General features: G+C 59.1%; 14 protein-coding genes. 8 read left to right on the forward strand and 6 right to left on the reverse strand.

All coding sequences use genetic code 11. From position 1 onward, the window contains the following. Positions 1–16: 16 nt before the first annotated feature. Both CQ009_RS26465 and CQ009_RS26470 read right to left on the reverse strand, forming a co-directional pair. On the reverse strand, positions 17–541 hold the full coding sequence (locus tag CQ009_RS26465) for a cysteine hydrolase family protein (RefSeq protein ID WP_105709172.1): 525 nt from the start codon (positions 539–541) through the stop codon (positions 17–19). 219 nt (positions 542–760) lie between these two features. After that, the gene (locus CQ009_RS26470) at positions 761–1,144 is read right to left on the reverse strand and encodes a tautomerase family protein (protein WP_105709173.1); all 384 of its coding nucleotides are present in this window, start codon (positions 1,142–1,144) and stop codon (positions 761–763) included. 224 nt (positions 1,145–1,368) lie between these two features. On the opposite strand from CQ009_RS26470, the gene CQ009_RS26475 reads away from it, so the two are divergent. The 3 genes from CQ009_RS26475 to CQ009_RS26485 all read left to right on the forward strand — a co-directional run bounded on the left by CQ009_RS26475 (position 1,369) and on the right by CQ009_RS26485 (position 3,353). Further along, positions 1,369–1,587 (forward strand): hypothetical protein, encoded by a 219-nt coding sequence (locus tag CQ009_RS26475; RefSeq protein ID WP_371920162.1) that lies wholly within the window; start codon positions 1,369–1,371, stop codon positions 1,585–1,587. Positions 1,588–1,656: 69 nt separating this feature from the next. After that, positions 1,657–1,839 carry a hypothetical protein gene (locus tag CQ009_RS26480; RefSeq protein ID WP_105709174.1) on the forward strand — a complete coding sequence of 61 codons (183 nt, stop codon included), beginning with the start codon at positions 1,657–1,659 and terminating at the stop codon, positions 1,837–1,839. 233 nt (positions 1,840–2,072) lie between these two features. Next, positions 2,073–3,353 carry an HAAAP family serine/threonine permease gene (locus CQ009_RS26485; protein WP_105709175.1) on the forward strand — a complete coding sequence of 427 codons (1,281 nt, stop codon included), beginning with the start codon at positions 2,073–2,075 and terminating at the stop codon, positions 3,351–3,353. Between the two features lie 303 nt (positions 3,354–3,656). Here CQ009_RS26485 and acnB read toward each other — a convergent pair whose 3' ends face one another. Next, the gene (acnB, locus tag CQ009_RS26490) at positions 3,657–6,266 is read right to left on the reverse strand and encodes a bifunctional aconitate hydratase 2/2-methylisocitrate dehydratase (protein WP_105709176.1); all 2,610 of its coding nucleotides are present in this window, start codon (positions 6,264–6,266) and stop codon (positions 3,657–3,659) included. A 410-nt stretch (positions 6,267–6,676) separates the two neighbouring features. Here acnB and CQ009_RS26495 point away from each other — a divergent pair, with 410 nt between their 5' ends. After that, positions 6,677–7,147, forward strand: coding sequence for a DUF1289 domain-containing protein (locus CQ009_RS26495; protein WP_105709177.1), 471 nt, complete (start codon positions 6,677–6,679; stop codon positions 7,145–7,147). 202 nt (positions 7,148–7,349) lie between these two features. Here CQ009_RS26495 and CQ009_RS26500 read toward each other — a convergent pair whose 3' ends face one another. Beyond that, on the reverse strand, positions 7,350–8,213 hold the full coding sequence (locus tag CQ009_RS26500; protein ID WP_064390525.1) for a universal stress protein: 864 nt from the start codon (positions 8,211–8,213) through the stop codon (positions 7,350–7,352). Between the two features lie 158 nt (positions 8,214–8,371). On the opposite strand from CQ009_RS26500, the gene CQ009_RS26505 reads away from it, so the two are divergent. The 3 genes from CQ009_RS26505 (at position 8,372) to CQ009_RS26515 (ending at position 11,185) form a co-directional block, all read left to right on the forward strand. After that, a complete protein-coding gene (locus CQ009_RS26505; RefSeq protein WP_064390524.1) occupies positions 8,372–8,980 on the forward strand; it encodes a tRNA-(ms[2]io[6]A)-hydroxylase in 609 nt (202 codons plus the stop codon). 210 nt (positions 8,981–9,190) lie between these two features. Further along, a complete protein-coding gene (locus tag CQ009_RS26510) occupies positions 9,191–9,898 on the forward strand; it encodes a response regulator (RefSeq protein WP_064390523.1) in 708 nt (235 codons plus the stop codon). After that, positions 9,899–11,185 (forward strand): ATP-binding protein, encoded by a 1,287-nt coding sequence (locus CQ009_RS26515; RefSeq protein ID WP_105709178.1) that lies wholly within the window; start codon positions 9,899–9,901, stop codon positions 11,183–11,185. A 284-nt stretch (positions 11,186–11,469) separates the two neighbouring features. Here the strand turns inward: CQ009_RS26515 and CQ009_RS26520 are convergent, their stop codons facing one another. Both CQ009_RS26520 and CQ009_RS26525 read right to left on the reverse strand, forming a co-directional pair. After that, entirely contained in the window at positions 11,470–13,662 is a 2,193-nt protein-coding gene (locus CQ009_RS26520) for a TonB-dependent siderophore receptor (protein ID WP_105709179.1), read from the reverse strand. Between the two features lie 205 nt (positions 13,663–13,867). Then, positions 13,868–14,356 (reverse strand): GFA family protein, encoded by a 489-nt coding sequence (locus CQ009_RS26525; RefSeq protein WP_105709180.1) that lies wholly within the window; start codon positions 14,354–14,356, stop codon positions 13,868–13,870. Positions 14,357–14,571: 215 nt separating this feature from the next. Between CQ009_RS26525 and CQ009_RS26530 the strand changes: the two genes are divergently transcribed. Next, the gene (locus CQ009_RS26530) at positions 14,572–15,456 is read left to right on the forward strand and encodes a LysR substrate-binding domain-containing protein (RefSeq protein WP_064390519.1); all 885 of its coding nucleotides are present in this window, start codon (positions 14,572–14,574) and stop codon (positions 15,454–15,456) included. Positions 15,457–15,475: the final 19 nt, after the last annotated feature.

Genomic DNA, 15,475 nt, shown 5'->3' on the forward strand with positions numbered 1-15,475 from the left:
GCGCGCGGGCGCTTCGTCAGAACGTCACGTCGGCGCTGTTGATCAATCGGGCGAACGCAGCGCCAAGGGTTGCGTTGTGGTGATCGACGATGGCTTGCGCGGGCAACGCCGCCGTGTCCATACAGGTGTGGGCGTCGGCCACCAGCAGCGGTTTGAAGCCCCGGTCGGCAGCGGCGCGGCAGGTGCTGTCGATGCAGAACTGGCTTTTCATCCCGACGATATAAAGGTCGTCGATCTGTGCGGCACTGAGTTGCTGCGCCAGTTCTGTACCGTGGAAGGCGTTGGGGCGGGATTTGTTGAAGAGGGTATCGATTTCAGCATCCAGGCCAAGTTCAGGCAGCAATTGCCAGAATGAACTGCCGACGGCAATCGGCGAACCCTCCGGGCCGGTATGGCGCACGGCGAACACCGGGACTTTTTTCAGCCGCGCTTTCTTGATCAGCCGCTGAATGTTGGCGAGGGCGTGTTCGCCTTCGTGAGGTTTTTCCGGGCCATGGAACAAGCCGACCTGCATATCGATGATCAACAGTGCTGCGGGCATGGTGTTACTCCTTGGGTGCTGCAGATGCCGCACGGACGGGAGAAACAACAAGGCCCCGTCCATTGCTGGCGGGGCTTTGGGTTTGCTGCGCTGGGTTTACCTCACGCACAAACACCACGACCCGCCGGTGGCGGTCGTGGTGGTGCGGGTGAGGTGCCGCGCGCGAAGGTTCATGAGGCCGATCATGCTGGCGCCGGTAGCTGGCTGTCAATTGCGGGGTCAGGTGACGTACTGAGCAATACCATTGCCGAATGACCAGTTCTCTTTTTTCACCTCGATCAGGTTGATGAACACATCTTCCGGGCGTACCGCCAACTGCTTGTGCATGCTTTCTGCGATGGTTTTGAACAGCAACTGTTTTTTCTCCACCGTGCGCCCTTCACTGATGGTGATCTGAATGAACACTACGCCTTCGCTGCGCTGGATCCCCAGATATTGCGGATCGTAAACGAGGTGCTGACTGTCGTGCTCGGTGAGGATCTGAAAGTTGTCGTGCTCGGGCACATCGATACAACTGCGCAGGGCTGCGTAGATCTGTTCGCCGATGCGTTTGGCGAAGGTGGGGTCGGGGTTTTGTTTGATGTCGACGCGAACGAGAGGCATGGGCAGAGACTCCGGGAGGGGACTCATTCACGCTAGAACATATCAACCACATTGAAAGTGTGGGGTGATGACCTCGCGACTGTTTTTGTATGAGGCTACCTACGAAACTCGCGGATTTTACCTACGCATTTGGCAGAGCCATCTGCTATCGGGCAGACGGTTAACGCGAAATCATGGGGCAGCAATGGGAAGTGGTCCAGGATGGAAAAGCTTCCGAGCGTTAAATGTCAGCAGCCAAGGAAGGTAAATGCATCTTGATGACCACAAAAATGTCGAGCTCGAAAGGCTACAAACGGAAACCCAAAAGCTCGGCGCGCAGAGGCGCAAAGCTTTTGGCGGAGGAAGCAAAACTGAAACTTGAGACTTTTTTGTATCCCCTTGTGGTGGGGGCTGGGGCATTAACTGCAATTGCCACCGCCGTTGGGCTTTATTTGAAGCTGTAAGAGAGCGCAGCAGGTTGCCGTTGCGCATGCGTGTTGATTCAGAGCACCAAAAAAAGGGAAGGGGGCAGTATGAGCACAGAGGAAAGCAGAGCCAGGATAGACCGACTGTATCAAGAGGAGTTTGAGTTCAGAGAAGCCATGAAGCCCTTTCGCAAAGCCGAAAGGCGTGAAACGGTTTTGCTGTTTAGCCTTGGAATGTTGATGGGCGCGGTGGGGATCGCTTTCGTGATGGTGTTGGCTGGAACCATCTGAATACCCTTGCATGTGCCTGTTAACGACATCATGAATACCTGTTTACGACAGATAATTTCCCAAAAACGACGCCACGCTGATCTGCTCCGCACAACCATTCCTCAGCTAAGTCTTTGCTTCTGCTCATTTATCGCGGAGAATCGCGCCCCTGTTTCGGCCGGAGCATGTCTGTCGGTTTTTTCCGACGCGTCCTGACCGAGTGGCAAGTGACCGGAATGCGGAGATCCGACCGGATGAATGATCAGGCCAATAGCGTCGAAGAGCGCTTTGATGCAGCAGCACCCGCTGAACTTTCGAGCTGGAATCGCCAGGACACCACCTGGATGTTGGGACTGTTTGGGACGGCCATCGGCGCCGGCACCCTGTTTCTGCCGATCAACGCAGGTCTGGGTGGCTTCTGGCCGCTGGTGATCCTTGCGCTGCTGGCCTTCCCGATGACGTTCTACGCGCACCGTGGCCTGACCCGCTTCGTGCTGTCCGGTCGTGAGGGCGCCGATATCACGGAAGTGGTCGAGCAGCATTTCGGCATCAAGGCTGGTGCGTTGATCACCCTGCTGTACTTCTTCGCGATCTTCCCGATTCTGCTGATCTATAGCGTCGGCCTGACCAACACAGTCGCGAGTTTCCTCGAACATCAATTGCACATCACGCCGCCACCGCGCGCGCTGCTGTCGTTCGTGCTGATCCTCGGTTTGCTGGCGGTGGTGCGATGCGGCGAGCAGGCGATCGTCAAGGCGATGAGCCTGATGGTGTACCCGTTTATCGTTGCGCTGCTGTTTCTGGCGGTGTACCTGATTCCGCACTGGAACGGCGGCATTCTCGCCACCGCTTCGCATGTGCCGGCCCCGTCTGCACTGCTGCATACACTGTGGTTGGCGATTCCGGTGATGGTGTTCTCGTTCAACCATTCGCCGATCATCTCGGCGTTCGCCGTGGACCAGAAGCGTCGCTACGGCGTCCATGCTGAAGAGCGCAGTTCACAGATCCTGTCCCGTGCGCACCTGTTGATGGTGGCAATGGTGCTGTTCTTCGTATTCAGCTGTGTGCTGACCCTGTCGCCGGAGCAACTGGCTGAAGCGAAAGCGCAGAACCTGTCGATCCTGTCGTACCTGGCCAACCATTTCAGCAATCCGACTATCGCCTTCGCGGCGCCGTTGATCGCGTTCGTGGCGATTTCCAAGTCGTTCCTCGGCCACTACATCGGTGCCAGCGAAGGTCTTAAAGGCCTGATCATCAAGAGCGGCAAGCGTCCGGGTGCCAAGGCACTGGACCGCATTGTGGCGGCGTTCATGCTGGTCGTGTGCTGGATCGTGGCGACCCTGAATCCGAGCATTCTGGGCATGATCGAAACCGTCGGCGGCCCGGTGATTGCGGCGATTCTGTTCCTGATGCCGATGTATGCCATCCGTAAAGTGCCGGCGATGGCGCGTTATCGGGGTCAGGCGTCCAATGTGTTTGTTACGGCGGTAGGTCTGGTAGCGATTTCGGCACTGGTTTACAAGCTGACGATGTAACACGGCTCAATCGATAAAAACCGCTGTGCCTGCCCGGGCACAGCGGTTTTTTTTTGGCTCGGGAGCTGAGCTTGCTCGCGAAAGGGGTGAGTCATTGGCAACGATGTCGACTGACACTTCGCCATCGCTGGCAAGCCAGCTCCCACAGGGTCATGTGTAAAACTCAGCCTCTTGAAAACGCCATAAACCCCTGTGGGAGCTGGCTTGCCAGCGATGAGGCCCGAACAGGCAAGCATCATTCTGCAGGCATAAAAAAACGCCGCACATCTGACGATGGGCGGCGTTTTTCAGTACGTTGTAACGTTAGGCTTGAACGACCGGGATGTTGGCGTTCGCAGCAGCTTCACGGAACTCGGCGATCTGGTCGAAGGACAGGTAGCGGTAGATATCGGCCGCCATGCTGTCGATCTTGCCAGCGTATTCCATGTACTCCTCGACGGTCGGCAGGCGACCCAGGATCGAAGCCACGGACGCCAGCTCGGCCGAAGCCAGGTAGACGTTCGCGCCGTCGCCCAGACGGTTCGGGAAGTTACGGGTGGAAGTGGAGACCACGGTCGCGTTCGGCTCTACACGTGCCTGGTTACCCATGCACAGCGAGCAGCCTGGCATTTCCATGCGTGCGCCAGCCTTGCCGTAGATGCCGTAGTAGCCTTCTTCGGTCAGTTGGTGAGCGTCCATCTTGGTCGGCGGCGACAGCCACAGACGGGTTGGCAGCTGACCCTTGACCTGATCCAGCAGTTTACCGGCAGCGCGGAAGTGACCGATGTTGGTCATGCACGAACCGATGAACACTTCGTCGATCTTCTCGCCAGCAACGCTGGACAGCAGACGGGCGTCGTCCGGGTCGTTCGGCGCGCACAGTACAGGCTCGCTGATGTCGGCCAGATCGATTTCGATGACTTCGGCGTATTCGGCGTCGGCATCGGCTTCCATCAGTTCCGGGTTGGCAACCCAGGCTTCCATCGCTTGAGCACGACGTTCCAGGGTACGTGCATCGCCGTAGCCTTCGCCGATCATCCAGCGCAGCAGGGTGATGTTGGAGTTCAGGTACTCGGTGATCGACTCTTTCGACAGCTTGATGGTGCAACCGGCAGCCGAACGTTCGGCCGAGGCGTCGGACAGTTCGAAAGCCTGTTCCAGGGTCAGACCTTCCAGACCTTCGATTTCCAGGATGCGGCCGGAGAAGGCGTTTTTCTTGCCTTTCTTCTCGACGGTCAGCAGACCGTTCTGGATAGCGAAGTAAGGAATCGCATGAACCAGGTCACGCAGGGTGATGCCAGGTTTCATTTTGCCTTTGAAGCGCACCAGGATCGATTCCGGCATGTCCAGCGGCATAACGCCGGTGGCCGCAGCGAACGCAACCAGACCGGAACCGGCCGGGAACGAAATGCCCATCGGGAAACGGGTGTGCGAGTCACCACCGGTACCGACGGTGTCTGGCAGCAGCATGCGGTTCAGCCACGAGTGGATGATGCCGTCGCCCGGACGCAGGGAAACGCCGCCGCGGGTCATGATGAAGTCAGGCAGGGTGTGGTGGGTGGTCACGTCGATCGGCTTTGGATACGCCGCGGTGTGGCAGAAGGACTGCATCACCAGATCAGCCGAGAAGCCCAGGCACGCCAGGTCTTTCAGTTCGTCACGGGTCATTGGACCGGTGGTGTCCTGAGAACCCACGGTGGTCATTTTCGGTTCGCAGTAGGTGCCAGGACGGATGCCTTTGCCTTCTGCCAGACCGCACGCCTTGCCGACCATTTTCTGCGCCAGGGTGTAACCCTTGGTGCTTTCAATCGGAGCATCAGGCTTCTTGAACAGGTCGAACGGTGGCAGACCCAGCTCGGCGCGAGCCTTCTCGGTCAGGCCACGGCCGATGATCAGCGGGATACGGCCGCCGGCACGGACTTCGTCCAACAGCACCGGAGTCTTCATTTCGAAGGTGGTCAGGACTTCGTCGGTGCCATGTTTGCAGACCTTGCCAGCATGCGGGTACAGGTCGATCACGTCGCCCATGTTCATGTTGGAAACGTCGAACTCGATTGGCAGTGCGCCGGCATCTTCCATGGTGTTGTAGAAGATCGGAGCGATTTTGCTGCCGAAGCAGAAACCGCCAGCGCGCTTGTTCGGCACGAAAGGAACGTCGTCGCCGAAGAACCACAGTACCGAGTTGGTTGCCGATTTACGCGAAGAACCGGTACCGACCACGTCACCGACGTAGGCAATCGGGAAGCCTTGACCGCGCATTTCTTCGATCTGCTTCATCGGGCCGATGGCGCCCTGCTGATCAGGAACGATGCCGTCGCGAGCCATTTTCAGCATGGCCAGGGCGTGCAGCGGGATGTCTGGACGCGACCAGGCATCTGGAGCAGGGGAGAGGTCGTCGGTGTTGGTTTCGCCGGTGACCTTGAACACGCGCAGGCTGATCTTGTCTTCCAGCGTTGGGCGGTTTTTGAACCACTCGCCGTCAGCCCAGGATTGCAGCACGGCTTTGGCGTGAGCGTTGCCGTTCTTGGCTTTTTCCGCGACGTCGTGGAACGCATCGAACATCAGCAGGGTGTGCTTGAGTTGCGCGGCAGCGACTGGCGCCAGCTCGGCGTCGTCCAGCAGGTCAACCAGAGTGACGATGTTGTAGCCGCCCTGCATGGTGCCGAGCAGTTCTACAGCGCGCTTTTTGTCCAGCAGAGGGGAGGAAACTTCGCCCTTGGCCAGTGCAGACAGGAAGCCGGCTTTGACATAGGCCGCTTCGTCCACGCCTGGTGGAATGCGATTGGTGATCAGGTCAACGAGGAATTCTTCTTCGCCAGCCGGAGGGTTTTTCAGCAGCTCGACCAGGCCTGCTGTTTGTTCGGCGTTAAGCGGCTGGGGAACGATACCCAGGGCTGCACGCTCTTCGATATGTTTGCGGTAGGCTTCAAGCACAGTTATTACCCTCATCAGTGGTCCCAAATGGGTGTCCGGGACGCTCATCCCGAAATGGTCGTACTCATGCGCTGCGTGGCGTTGTGGGCCACTTAGCCAGAATTACCGACCATTCCTTACAGAAGCTGCTTTCAAAGTTTTACGCCTGCAGAACGGGGAGCTGATGAGGGTTGGCGATGGGCTTTTCCCCGCTGGAAAAACCCTTCGCCAACACCGCTCTGAAGGAACGACTGTGCTCGTGACGCTTTGAAAACAGCTTCTAACGGACATTGGCGCCTTAAAAGGCTGGCTGATTCTACGGCAAAAAAAATTTAAAGGTAAGTTCGTCCCTGAAGTTTGAGGGGTGATGAATGTTAGACAAAGGGCTAACATGCCGACCTGTTCCGCGTTTCAGTGCCTTTGCCTACCTTATGCCCAATCAGACCATCAAGACCCCCTGCGTCGGCCTCTGCTCCACTGTTTACGGTGATCTGGTGTGCCGTGGCTGCAAGCGTTTCCACCACGAAGTGATCCATTGGAATGGTTACAACGAGGAGGAAAAACGCGCGGTGTGGTTGCGTCTGGAACAATTGCTGTCACAAGTGATGGCGGCCAAGGTCGAGATTTTCGATTCGGCGCGCCTGCGCGAGCAGCTCGAACAACGCAAGATCCGCTTCGTGCCGCATCAGTCGGAATATTGCTGGGCGTATCAGCTGATCGCCCGGGGCGCACGGGTGATCATTAATCTGGAAGCGTACGGAATGGTGTTGCTCCCGGAGTTTCGCGAGTGGAACCTGCCGGAACTGCGCGATGCCATTGATCGGGAATTCTTCCTGCTGTCGGAAGCGCACTATCAGCGCTACATCGCCCCCGGATTTCTCAAAGACGCCTTTGGCGCCTAGAAGCTTCGCGAGCAAGCTCGCTCCCACATTTGGAATGCGTACCCCTGTAGGAGTGAGCCTGCTCGCGATGAGGCCTGTACATTCAACATAGTCTTCGGCCGATACACCGCCATCGCGAGCAGGCTCACTCCTACATTTGAAATGCGTACCCCCTGTGGGAGCGAGCCTGCTCGCGAAGGGGCGGGTTCAGACATCGCAATCCCTAATGCTTCACCGCCAACTCCACCAAATGATCCTCGACCTCCTGCGGTTTGAGCACCAGCACATCGCTCTCCAGCGCATCCAGCACCACTTCCGCGGTATTGCCGATCAACGCCCCTGACAACCCGGTGCGCGCTACAGTGCCAATCACCGTCACCGCCGCCTGCAGCTTGTGCGCCATAAACGGAATCAGCACATCCGCCGGGCCTTCCTCGATGTGCAGATGTTCATCATCGACATCGAATTCCGCCTGAAACGCCCGACACTGCTCGCGATAACGCGCTTCGATGGTTTCGCTCAATTGCAGGGTCGGGTCCGCCGCCGACAGCATCGGTGAAGGATGCGCCGCGATCACATGCAGATGTGCCTTGGCCAGGCTGGCAATGTCATAGCCGTGATCAATGATCGTCGTGTGCAAATGCCGGTGCTCGCCATCGGCATTGCCGACATCGACGGCAGCCAGGATCACGCGGTCTTTCCAGGACGTGGACGTTTTCACCAGCAGCACCGGGGTCGGGCAGTGGCGCAAGAGTTTCCAGTCCGCCGGGGTCAGCAGGGCCTTTTTCAGCGGGCTGTCGGGGAAATGCTGTTTGACCACCAGCCCGCAGCCCTCGGCCTGCTGCACATCGATGATGGTTTCGTGCAGGCTCTCGTTCCACGCCTGTTCGGTGGTCACGCTGTAGCCGTCGGCCAGCAGCGCGGCTTTGAGCACGCCGAGCATGCCGGCATGGTCGTGCTTCCTGTCGCACACCAGCAGGTGCAGATGGGCCTGGGTCACGCCCGCGATCAACTTGGCGCGCTTGAGCGCAAGGCTTTCCGAATGTTCGGGTTCGATGACCACCAGAATGCTGCGAATGGCTTGCATGAGCGGAGTCTCCAGCAAAGAAAAGGCACGGCGTTGCACAACTATAGTTGCTGCTCATGCGCCTGCGACTTGATGCATATCAACGCGGGCGACTGGTGGTCTGTGGGCAGGCCGGTATAATCGGCGCCTTTCGCTCGAATACCTTTACCGTGAGCCCCATGATCCTTCCCGAAATCCACGAATTCCTTGGCTGTCGCACCCCCGATGCCTGGGTTCAGGCTGCACTGGCCGATCAGGAAACCCTGCTGATCGACCACAAGAACTGCGAATTCAAAGCTGCCAGCACAGCGCTGAGCCTGATCGCCAAGTACCATTCTCACGTTGACCTGATCAACATGATGTCGCGTCTGGCCCGGGAAGAACTGGTGCACCACGAGCAGGTGATGCGCCTGATGAAGCGCCGCAAGATCGAGCTGCGCCAGCTGCATGCCGGTCGTTACGCGTCGAGTCTGCGCAAAGTGGTGCGCAGCCACGAGCCGGTGAAGCTGGTCGATACGCTGGTGGTCGGGGCGTTTATCGAAGCGCGCAGTTGCGAGCGGTTCGAAGCGCTGGTGCCACATCTGGACGAAGAACTCGGCAAGTTCTACTTTGGTCTGCTGAAAAGCGAGGCGCGGCATTTTCAGGGTTATCTGAAGCTGGCTTATCAGTACGGCGATGCGAAGGATGTTGCGCAGGTGATCGAGCGAGTCCGCGCTGCCGAGCAAGAGCTGATTGAATCGCCGGATGAAGAATTCCGCTTTCACAGCGGTGTGCCTGCCACCGCATGACTCCGTGTAGGAGCTGCCGAAGGCTGCGATCTTTTGCTCTTGAAAAAGCCGGATCAAAAGATCGCAGCCTTCGGCAGCTCCTACAGAGGTAGCGATCAGTGCATGAATGTTAAAAACTCTTAAGAGCATGAAACATCACCGAAAACCGGCTGCCGCCCGCGAATCCCGCCATAATGTCGGCCCTTACACATGGGTTGGCACACAGTCGTTATGGATAATCTGGGTTTTGGCAAAGTCCTGCTGGTGGAAGACGACGAGCGTCTTGCCGCGCTGATCGCCCACTTCCTCGAACAACACGGCTACGAGGTCCGCTCGGTGCATCGCGGCGATCTGGCGGTGGCTGCCTTTCTTGAATTCAAACCGAAAGTGGTGGTGCTCGACCTGATGCTTCCAGGGCAGAGTGGCCTGCACGTGTGCCGCGAAATTCGCAGTGTTTCGGATACGCCGATCGTGATTCTGACCGCCAAGGAAGACGATCTCGATCATATCCTCGGGCTGGAGTCCGGTGCCGATGACTATGTGATCAAACCGATCAAGCCGCCGGTTCTGCTGGCCAGGTTGCGTGCCTTGCAACGCCGGCAGGTGCCGGACAGCAGCGTGGTCAGTCTGTTGGAATTTGGCCACTTGCGCATCGACCGCAGTTGCCGCGAAGTGCGCCTGGCCGGAGAAATCATCGAAATGACCACCATGGAGTTCGAGCTGTTGTGGTTGCTGGCAAGTGCGGCGGGCAAGACGCTCTCGCGCGATGACATTCTCAATCGCATGCGCGGCATTGCGTTCGACGGGCTCAATCGCAGCGTCGACGTGTACATCAGCAAGTTGCGCAACAAGCTCAAGGACAATCCCCGCGAACCGGTGTGCATCAAGACCGTGTGGGGCAAAGGTTATCTGTTCAATCCTTTCGCCTGGGAGCTGTAGATGCTGCGGTTATTTTTCGGGCTGTTCCTGGTGATGACGGTCGGACTGGTGCTGGCGTTGCAGACGGTCGAGCATACGTTCGATGCTCTGCTCGATTATCAGCAGCGCGACTACAATCGTGAAGCCGTGCGTGGCCAGGCCTGGACGCTCACCCAGCAGTTGCGTGAACTCGATGGCCCTGCTCGGGAAAGCCAACTGCAATCGATACGTCCGCACTATGGGCTGGGCCTGACGCTGGTCGATGCCGGCCAACTGAACCTGAGTGACGAGGAAAAGGCGGAACTGAGCAATGGCTTGCTGGTTATCCGCGAAAAATACAGCCAATACATTTCAGCCATCGATGGCGGCACGCAGCTATTGAGTATTCGCTTGCCCGCCGAGCCGAGCCTGATGCCTTTTTACATCGTCGCGGCTTACCTGATGATTGCCGTGGTGATCGGCATCGTCCTGTTCTTCTGGGTGCGCCCGCACTGGCGTGATCTGGAAAAGCTGCGGCTGGCTGCCGAGCGTTTTGGCGACAACGACTTGTCGTCGCGTATTCAATTGTCCAAACGCTCGAACATCCGCGACCTTGCCGAGCACTTCAACCTGATGGCGGCGCGTATCGAAGGCCTCATCGCCAATCAGCGCGAACTGACCAACGCCGTGTCCCATGAGCTGCGCACGCCGATTGCGCGGTTGTCATTTGAACTCGATCAACTCAAGCAACAACCCGACGCCAGTCAGAATCGCGAGCTGATTGCCGACATGTACGCCGACCTTGGCGAGTTGGAGGAAATGGTGTCCGAACTGTTGACCTACGCCAGCCTCGAACGCGGCGCGACGGTGATCAAGCGCGAGAATATCCAGGCTGCCAACTGGCTCGACAGCGTCGTCGGCAGCGTCGCGCTGGAGGCGGAAGCGGCGGGGGTGCAGTTGCTGATTGGCGATTGCCGGCTCGACACCGTGCGCATCGAACCGCGGTTCATGGCGCGGGCGGTGATCAATCTGCTGCGCAACGCCATTCGTTATGCCGAGCAGCGAGTCGAAGTGACCCTGGTGCGCCACGGCGATTATTACGAAGTGCGCGTAAACGACGATGGCCCGGGCGTGCCGCTGGAAGGGCGGGAGAAGATTTTCGAGCCATTTTCTCGGCTGGATGCCAGCCGGGATCGGCGTACCGGCGGGTTTGGTTTGGGCCTGGCGCTGGTGCGGCGGGTGTCGCAGTCCCATGGCGGGCAGGTTGAAGTCGGCGAATCGGAGTGGGGCGGGGCGTCGTTTCGGATGAGCTGGGCGCATCTGGATTGAATTATATTGGCCGTGCTGGCCCCATCGCCAGCAGGCTAGCTCCCACAGGGTTGGTCGGTGTTGCCACTGTATTGGCAACGCCGCAAGACCTTGTGGGAGCCTGGCTTGCCAGCGATGGGGCCGGTCCGCTCGGTATTTTGTGACTGACCCACCGCCATCGCTGGCAAGCCAGCTCCCACAGGGTTGGTCGGTGTTGCCACTGTATCGGCAACGCCGCAAGACCTTGTGGGAGCCTGGCCTGTCAGCGATGGGGCCGGCACAGGCAGTAAAAAATCAGCTGAAGATCAGAAATCCCACTTGGTCGTCAGCATCACATTGCGCGGCTCGCCGTAGAACGTCGTGTCGAAGTTGCCCAGCCCTGTCAGGTAGCGCTTGTCGAACACGTTGTTGGCGTTGACCGTAAAGCTCAGATGCTCGTTGTACTGATAGCGGCTCATCAGGTCGACAAGGGTGTAGCCACCTTGCTTGATGCGCGTGTAATCGCCGGCCGGCGCACTGTAGATCTTGCCGTAGAACGCGCTTTGCCAGCTCACACCGCCACCGACGGTGACTTTGTCGAGCATGCCGGGCAAACGGTAGGTGGTGAAAGTGCGCACCACGTGTTCCGGCTTGGTGGTCGACAGCGGATAACCGTAGATGCGCTGCTCGTCGGCATCACGGCTGCGCGCGTAGGTATAACCGGCGGAGACGTTCCAGCCGTCGCTCAGTTCGCCGGCCAGCTCCAGTTCCACGCCTTTGGTGGTGGCGCCGTCGATGGCTTTGTAAATGCCTTCGTTGGTCACCGCATTGGTGCCGATCGACTCGGCAACGCCGTCCTGTTCGATGCGGAAGAACGCCAGGCTGGCGTTCAGGCGACCGTCGAAGTACGCGGCTTTAAGGCCGGCCTCGTAGCTGTCGCCCTCGACCGGCGCGAGGGTCGAGCCGTTGCTGTCCTTGTAGGTTTGCGGCTGGTAGATGCTGGTGTAACTGGCGTACAGCGAATAGGTGTCATCGAGGTCATAAACCACCCCGGCGTAGGGTGTGACCACGCCGTGTTCCTTGTAGCTGGCGTGGGTGTCGTCGAGCCCGGCGCCCGGGTTGTAGCCGTAGTCTTCGTTGTATTTGAAGGTGCTCAAGCGGCTGCCCAGAATCACCGACAAATCATCGGTCGGGTGCAGGCGCGTGGCCAGGTAAATACCGTTCTGGCTCTGCGTGCGCTCGTACTTGCCGTTCTTCGGGAAGTCCTGTTTCGGCAGGTCGCCGCTCCAGTCGTAAATGCTCCCCGGGACTTCGGCGAAGGCGCTGGTGTCATAGGTCGAACCCGTCTGGCGCGAATGCGCGGTCATCACGCCGGCAATCAACTCATGCTCACGTCCGCCCAAGGTGAACGGCCCGGAGACGTTGACGTCAGCCGTGTTCTGCACACGATGACCTTCCCAGCGACCCCAATACAAAAACATGCCTTCGCCGCTGGCGCGATCCGGATTGCCGCCGCTTGCCGAGGCCAATTGTGTGTCGTGGTCGGTGGTTTTCTGATCGAGGCTGACCTTGAACTTCCAGTCATTGGCCAGCGCATGTTCAAGCGAGGCGAAGTAGGTGATGTTGTCGAAATCGCGACGGCTCCAGTCAGCGCCGGAATTGAAGTGGCGGGGGAAGTCGGTTCGGCCGCCGTCGGCGAAATACACCGGGTTGCCGGTCCAGGAGGTGCCGCGCGGGGTAGTGCTGGACTTGTCGATGCCGAACGTCAGCAGCGTGTCGTCGCTCAGATCCGCTTCGAGGATGCCGTAAAACAGGTCTTTTTTCTGGCTGTAGTGATCAAGGTAGGAGTTCTGGTCGGAATAGGCACCGACGAAACGCCCGCGCACGTTACCCGAATCGGTCAGCGAACCGGAGATGTCGCCGACGGTGCGGTAGGCATCCCACGAGCCGACGGTGCCGCTGATCGAGGCCTTGAATTGCTTGGTCGGCTTCTTGCGGATCAGGTTGACTGTGGCGGACGGGTCGCCATTACCGGTCATCAGCCCGGTCGCGCCCTTGATGATTTCGACGCGGTCGATGCTCGCGGCGTCGTCACCGTTGTTCGGGTTCTCGCCGTAAACACCGTCGTACGGGATGTTGATGCCGTCGTACTGGAAGTTGGTGATCGCCAGGCCACGCGCGGAAAATTCGCTGCGGTCGCTGTCGTATTTCTGCGTCGAAACACCGGGCGTGTTGCGCAGCGCATCGCCGACGCTTTGCACGCCGCGATCGTCCATCTGCTGACGGGTGATCACGGTGACCGATTGCGGCGTTTCGCGAATCGACAACGGCAGGCCGGTGGCCGAGGACATGCTGCCAGTGGTGTAGGCGTGAGTGTCTTCGGTGGTGGCGCCGAGACCCTCGGCAGAAATGTTCGTGGCGCCCAGTTGCAGGGCGGCGGTTTCCGCCGCGTGGGCATTGAGGCTCAGCAGCGCCAGCGCCAACGGGCACAAGGCAAAACGAAAACGGACGTACGGCATGGAGATCCCTTTGCATCAAATCGATCGGTCGTTGAAGTGCTTCTGAGGGTTAACCGAACGAAAAACACAAAAGGGAACTGCCCAAGCAAAAATCCCCACATCCCTTCCTGTAGGAGCTGCCGCAGGCTGCGATCTCTTGATGTTGGTTTTTAAAAAAAAGATCAACAGATCGCAGCCTTCGGCAGCTCCTACATTGCGGTGTTTTTCAGGTGCTGATGCCGAGGCGTTCGTGCCACTGGGCGAGGGATTCTTCGGGGTAGACGTCGAATTGTTTGTCCTTGGCTTTGGCGTCGACCTCAACCCACGGCGCTTTCGAGCCGAGCATCAGGTGCGTGTGCTCCGGTGGCACGGGCACCGGCGTATCGATGGCTGAGGCAAATGGATGGATCAGCTCCGGCCACTGCGGGCTGAACAGCCACAGACCGCTGCCGCACAATGAGCAGAAATGCCGTTCGGCGCTGCTGCGATGGGCACGCTTGTCGCCTTCGTCTTTCATCTTCGCGTGGTAGATGGCGATGTTCTTGCGGCCGTGAACCTTGAGCGTGGTCGCGTCACCGCCCAGGTTGATCGCGTAGCCTCCACCGCCTTGGGTCTTGCGGCAGATCGAGCAGTAGCAACGTTGATAAGGGTAGGGATGGGCGCAGGTGAGACTGAAGGTGACAGCGCCGCAGTGGCAGGAGCCTTCTAAGTGCATGACGGGGGCCTCCGGTGGGCTGGGATGGGTTCGGTTCAGCCTAGAAGAGTTGTGGTGGATGTGTTGCCGCCATCGCGAGCAGGCTCACTCCTACAATTTGAAATGCATTCCCCTGTAGGAGTGAGCCTGCTCGCGATAAACGATAACGCGGTTGCACTGGACGCCCACCCTTCCCCAAGTCAGCATGTCCCCCTAAAAACAGGGATCAAAAACCCATGCGACGACTTCCCTCACTGGCCGCACTGCGCACTTTCGAATGCGCCGCCCGTCACGCGCATTTTGGCCGGGCCGCCGCTGAACTGTGCGTCACCGACAGCGCCGTCAGCCACCAGATCCGCCAGCTCGAAGAACAGCTCGGCGTTTCGCTGTTCATCCGCGAAGGCCGGCAGATTCGCCCGACCATCGCCGCCGGACGCCTGATGCAGAGCCTGCAACAAGCCTTCGAACTGATCGGCGATGCCTGCGATGAACTGCGCGATCCGTCCTCGCTGGCGGTATTGCGCCTGGCCGTCACCGCTGAGCTGGCGCAGAAATGGCTGATGAGTCGTCTCAGCGATTTCTACGCGCGCTACCCGCACATCACCTTGCACCTCTACGAACAACCGATCGACGCCAGCGCCCCCGGAGAAGACATCGATCTGGCGATCACCTACGGCACCGGCCCGGCCGACAGCAGCGCTTATTTCGTGCGGCCTTTGCCGGCGCTGCAGTTCTTCCCGGTGTGCAGCCCCGGCCTGTTCAACCAGGGCACATTGAAAACCCCGAAGGATCTGGCCCGCCACTGCCTGCTGCACGACGACCAGGACGGCAAGACCTGGACCGCCTGGCTGACCAGTCACGCCGGCGATCAACGCCCGCAGCGTCAGTTGTATTTCGCCCATGCAGGTCTGGCGCTGGAAGCCGCGGCGCAAGGGCAGGGCGTGGCGATGGGTGACAACCTCACCGCGCAGGAGGACTTGCAGAGCGGGCGGTTGGTGCGGCCGTTCCCCTGGAGCATGACCGCGCTCGGCCAATACGCGCTGGTGTGTGAGCGCGTGCGGATGGAGCGCCCGGCCGTTGCACAGATGCTTGAGTGGTTCAACGATCAGCTGGCTGATTGATGAGTTGAATTCAACTGTT

The sequence above is a fragment of the Pseudomonas sp. MYb2 genome, from assembly GCF_002979955.1.
Lineage (GTDB): Bacteria > Pseudomonadota > Gammaproteobacteria > Pseudomonadales > Pseudomonadaceae > Aquipseudomonas.

Bases quoted from the DNA above. Each gene is read 5' to 3' on its own strand.
- CQ009_RS26485 (WP_105709175.1), top strand. From the start codon at position 2,073: ATGAATGATCAGGCCAATAGCGTCGAAGAGCGCTTTGATGCAGCAGCA.
- CQ009_RS26515 (WP_105709178.1), top strand. From the start codon at position 9,899: ATGCTGCGGTTATTTTTCGGGCTGTTCCTGGTGATGACGGTCGGACTG.
- CQ009_RS26480 (WP_105709174.1), top strand. From the start codon at position 1,657: ATGAGCACAGAGGAAAGCAGAGCCAGGATAGACCGACTGTATCAAGAG.
- CQ009_RS26465 (WP_105709172.1), bottom strand. From the start codon at position 541: ATGCCCGCAGCACTGTTGATCATCGATATGCAGGTCGGCTTGTTCCAT.
- CQ009_RS26475 (WP_371920162.1), top strand. From the start codon at position 1,369: ATGTCAGCAGCCAAGGAAGGTAAATGCATCTTGATGACCACAAAAATG.
- CQ009_RS26500 (WP_064390525.1), bottom strand. From the start codon at position 8,213: ATGCAAGCCATTCGCAGCATTCTGGTGGTCATCGAACCCGAACATTCG.
- CQ009_RS26525 (WP_105709180.1), bottom strand. From the start codon at position 14,356: ATGCACTTAGAAGGCTCCTGCCACTGCGGCGCTGTCACCTTCAGTCTC.
- CQ009_RS26470 (WP_105709173.1), bottom strand. From the start codon at position 1,144: ATGCCTCTCGTTCGCGTCGACATCAAACAAAACCCCGACCCCACCTTC.
- CQ009_RS26510 (WP_064390523.1), top strand. From the start codon at position 9,191: ATGGATAATCTGGGTTTTGGCAAAGTCCTGCTGGTGGAAGACGACGAG.
- CQ009_RS26505 (WP_064390524.1), top strand. From the start codon at position 8,372: ATGATCCTTCCCGAAATCCACGAATTCCTTGGCTGTCGCACCCCCGAT.
- CQ009_RS26520 (WP_105709179.1), bottom strand. From the start codon at position 13,662: ATGCCGTACGTCCGTTTTCGTTTTGCCTTGTGCCCGTTGGCGCTGGCG.
- CQ009_RS26530 (WP_064390519.1), top strand. From the start codon at position 14,572: ATGCGACGACTTCCCTCACTGGCCGCACTGCGCACTTTCGAATGCGCC.
- CQ009_RS26495 (WP_105709177.1), top strand. From the start codon at position 6,677: ATGCCCAATCAGACCATCAAGACCCCCTGCGTCGGCCTCTGCTCCACT.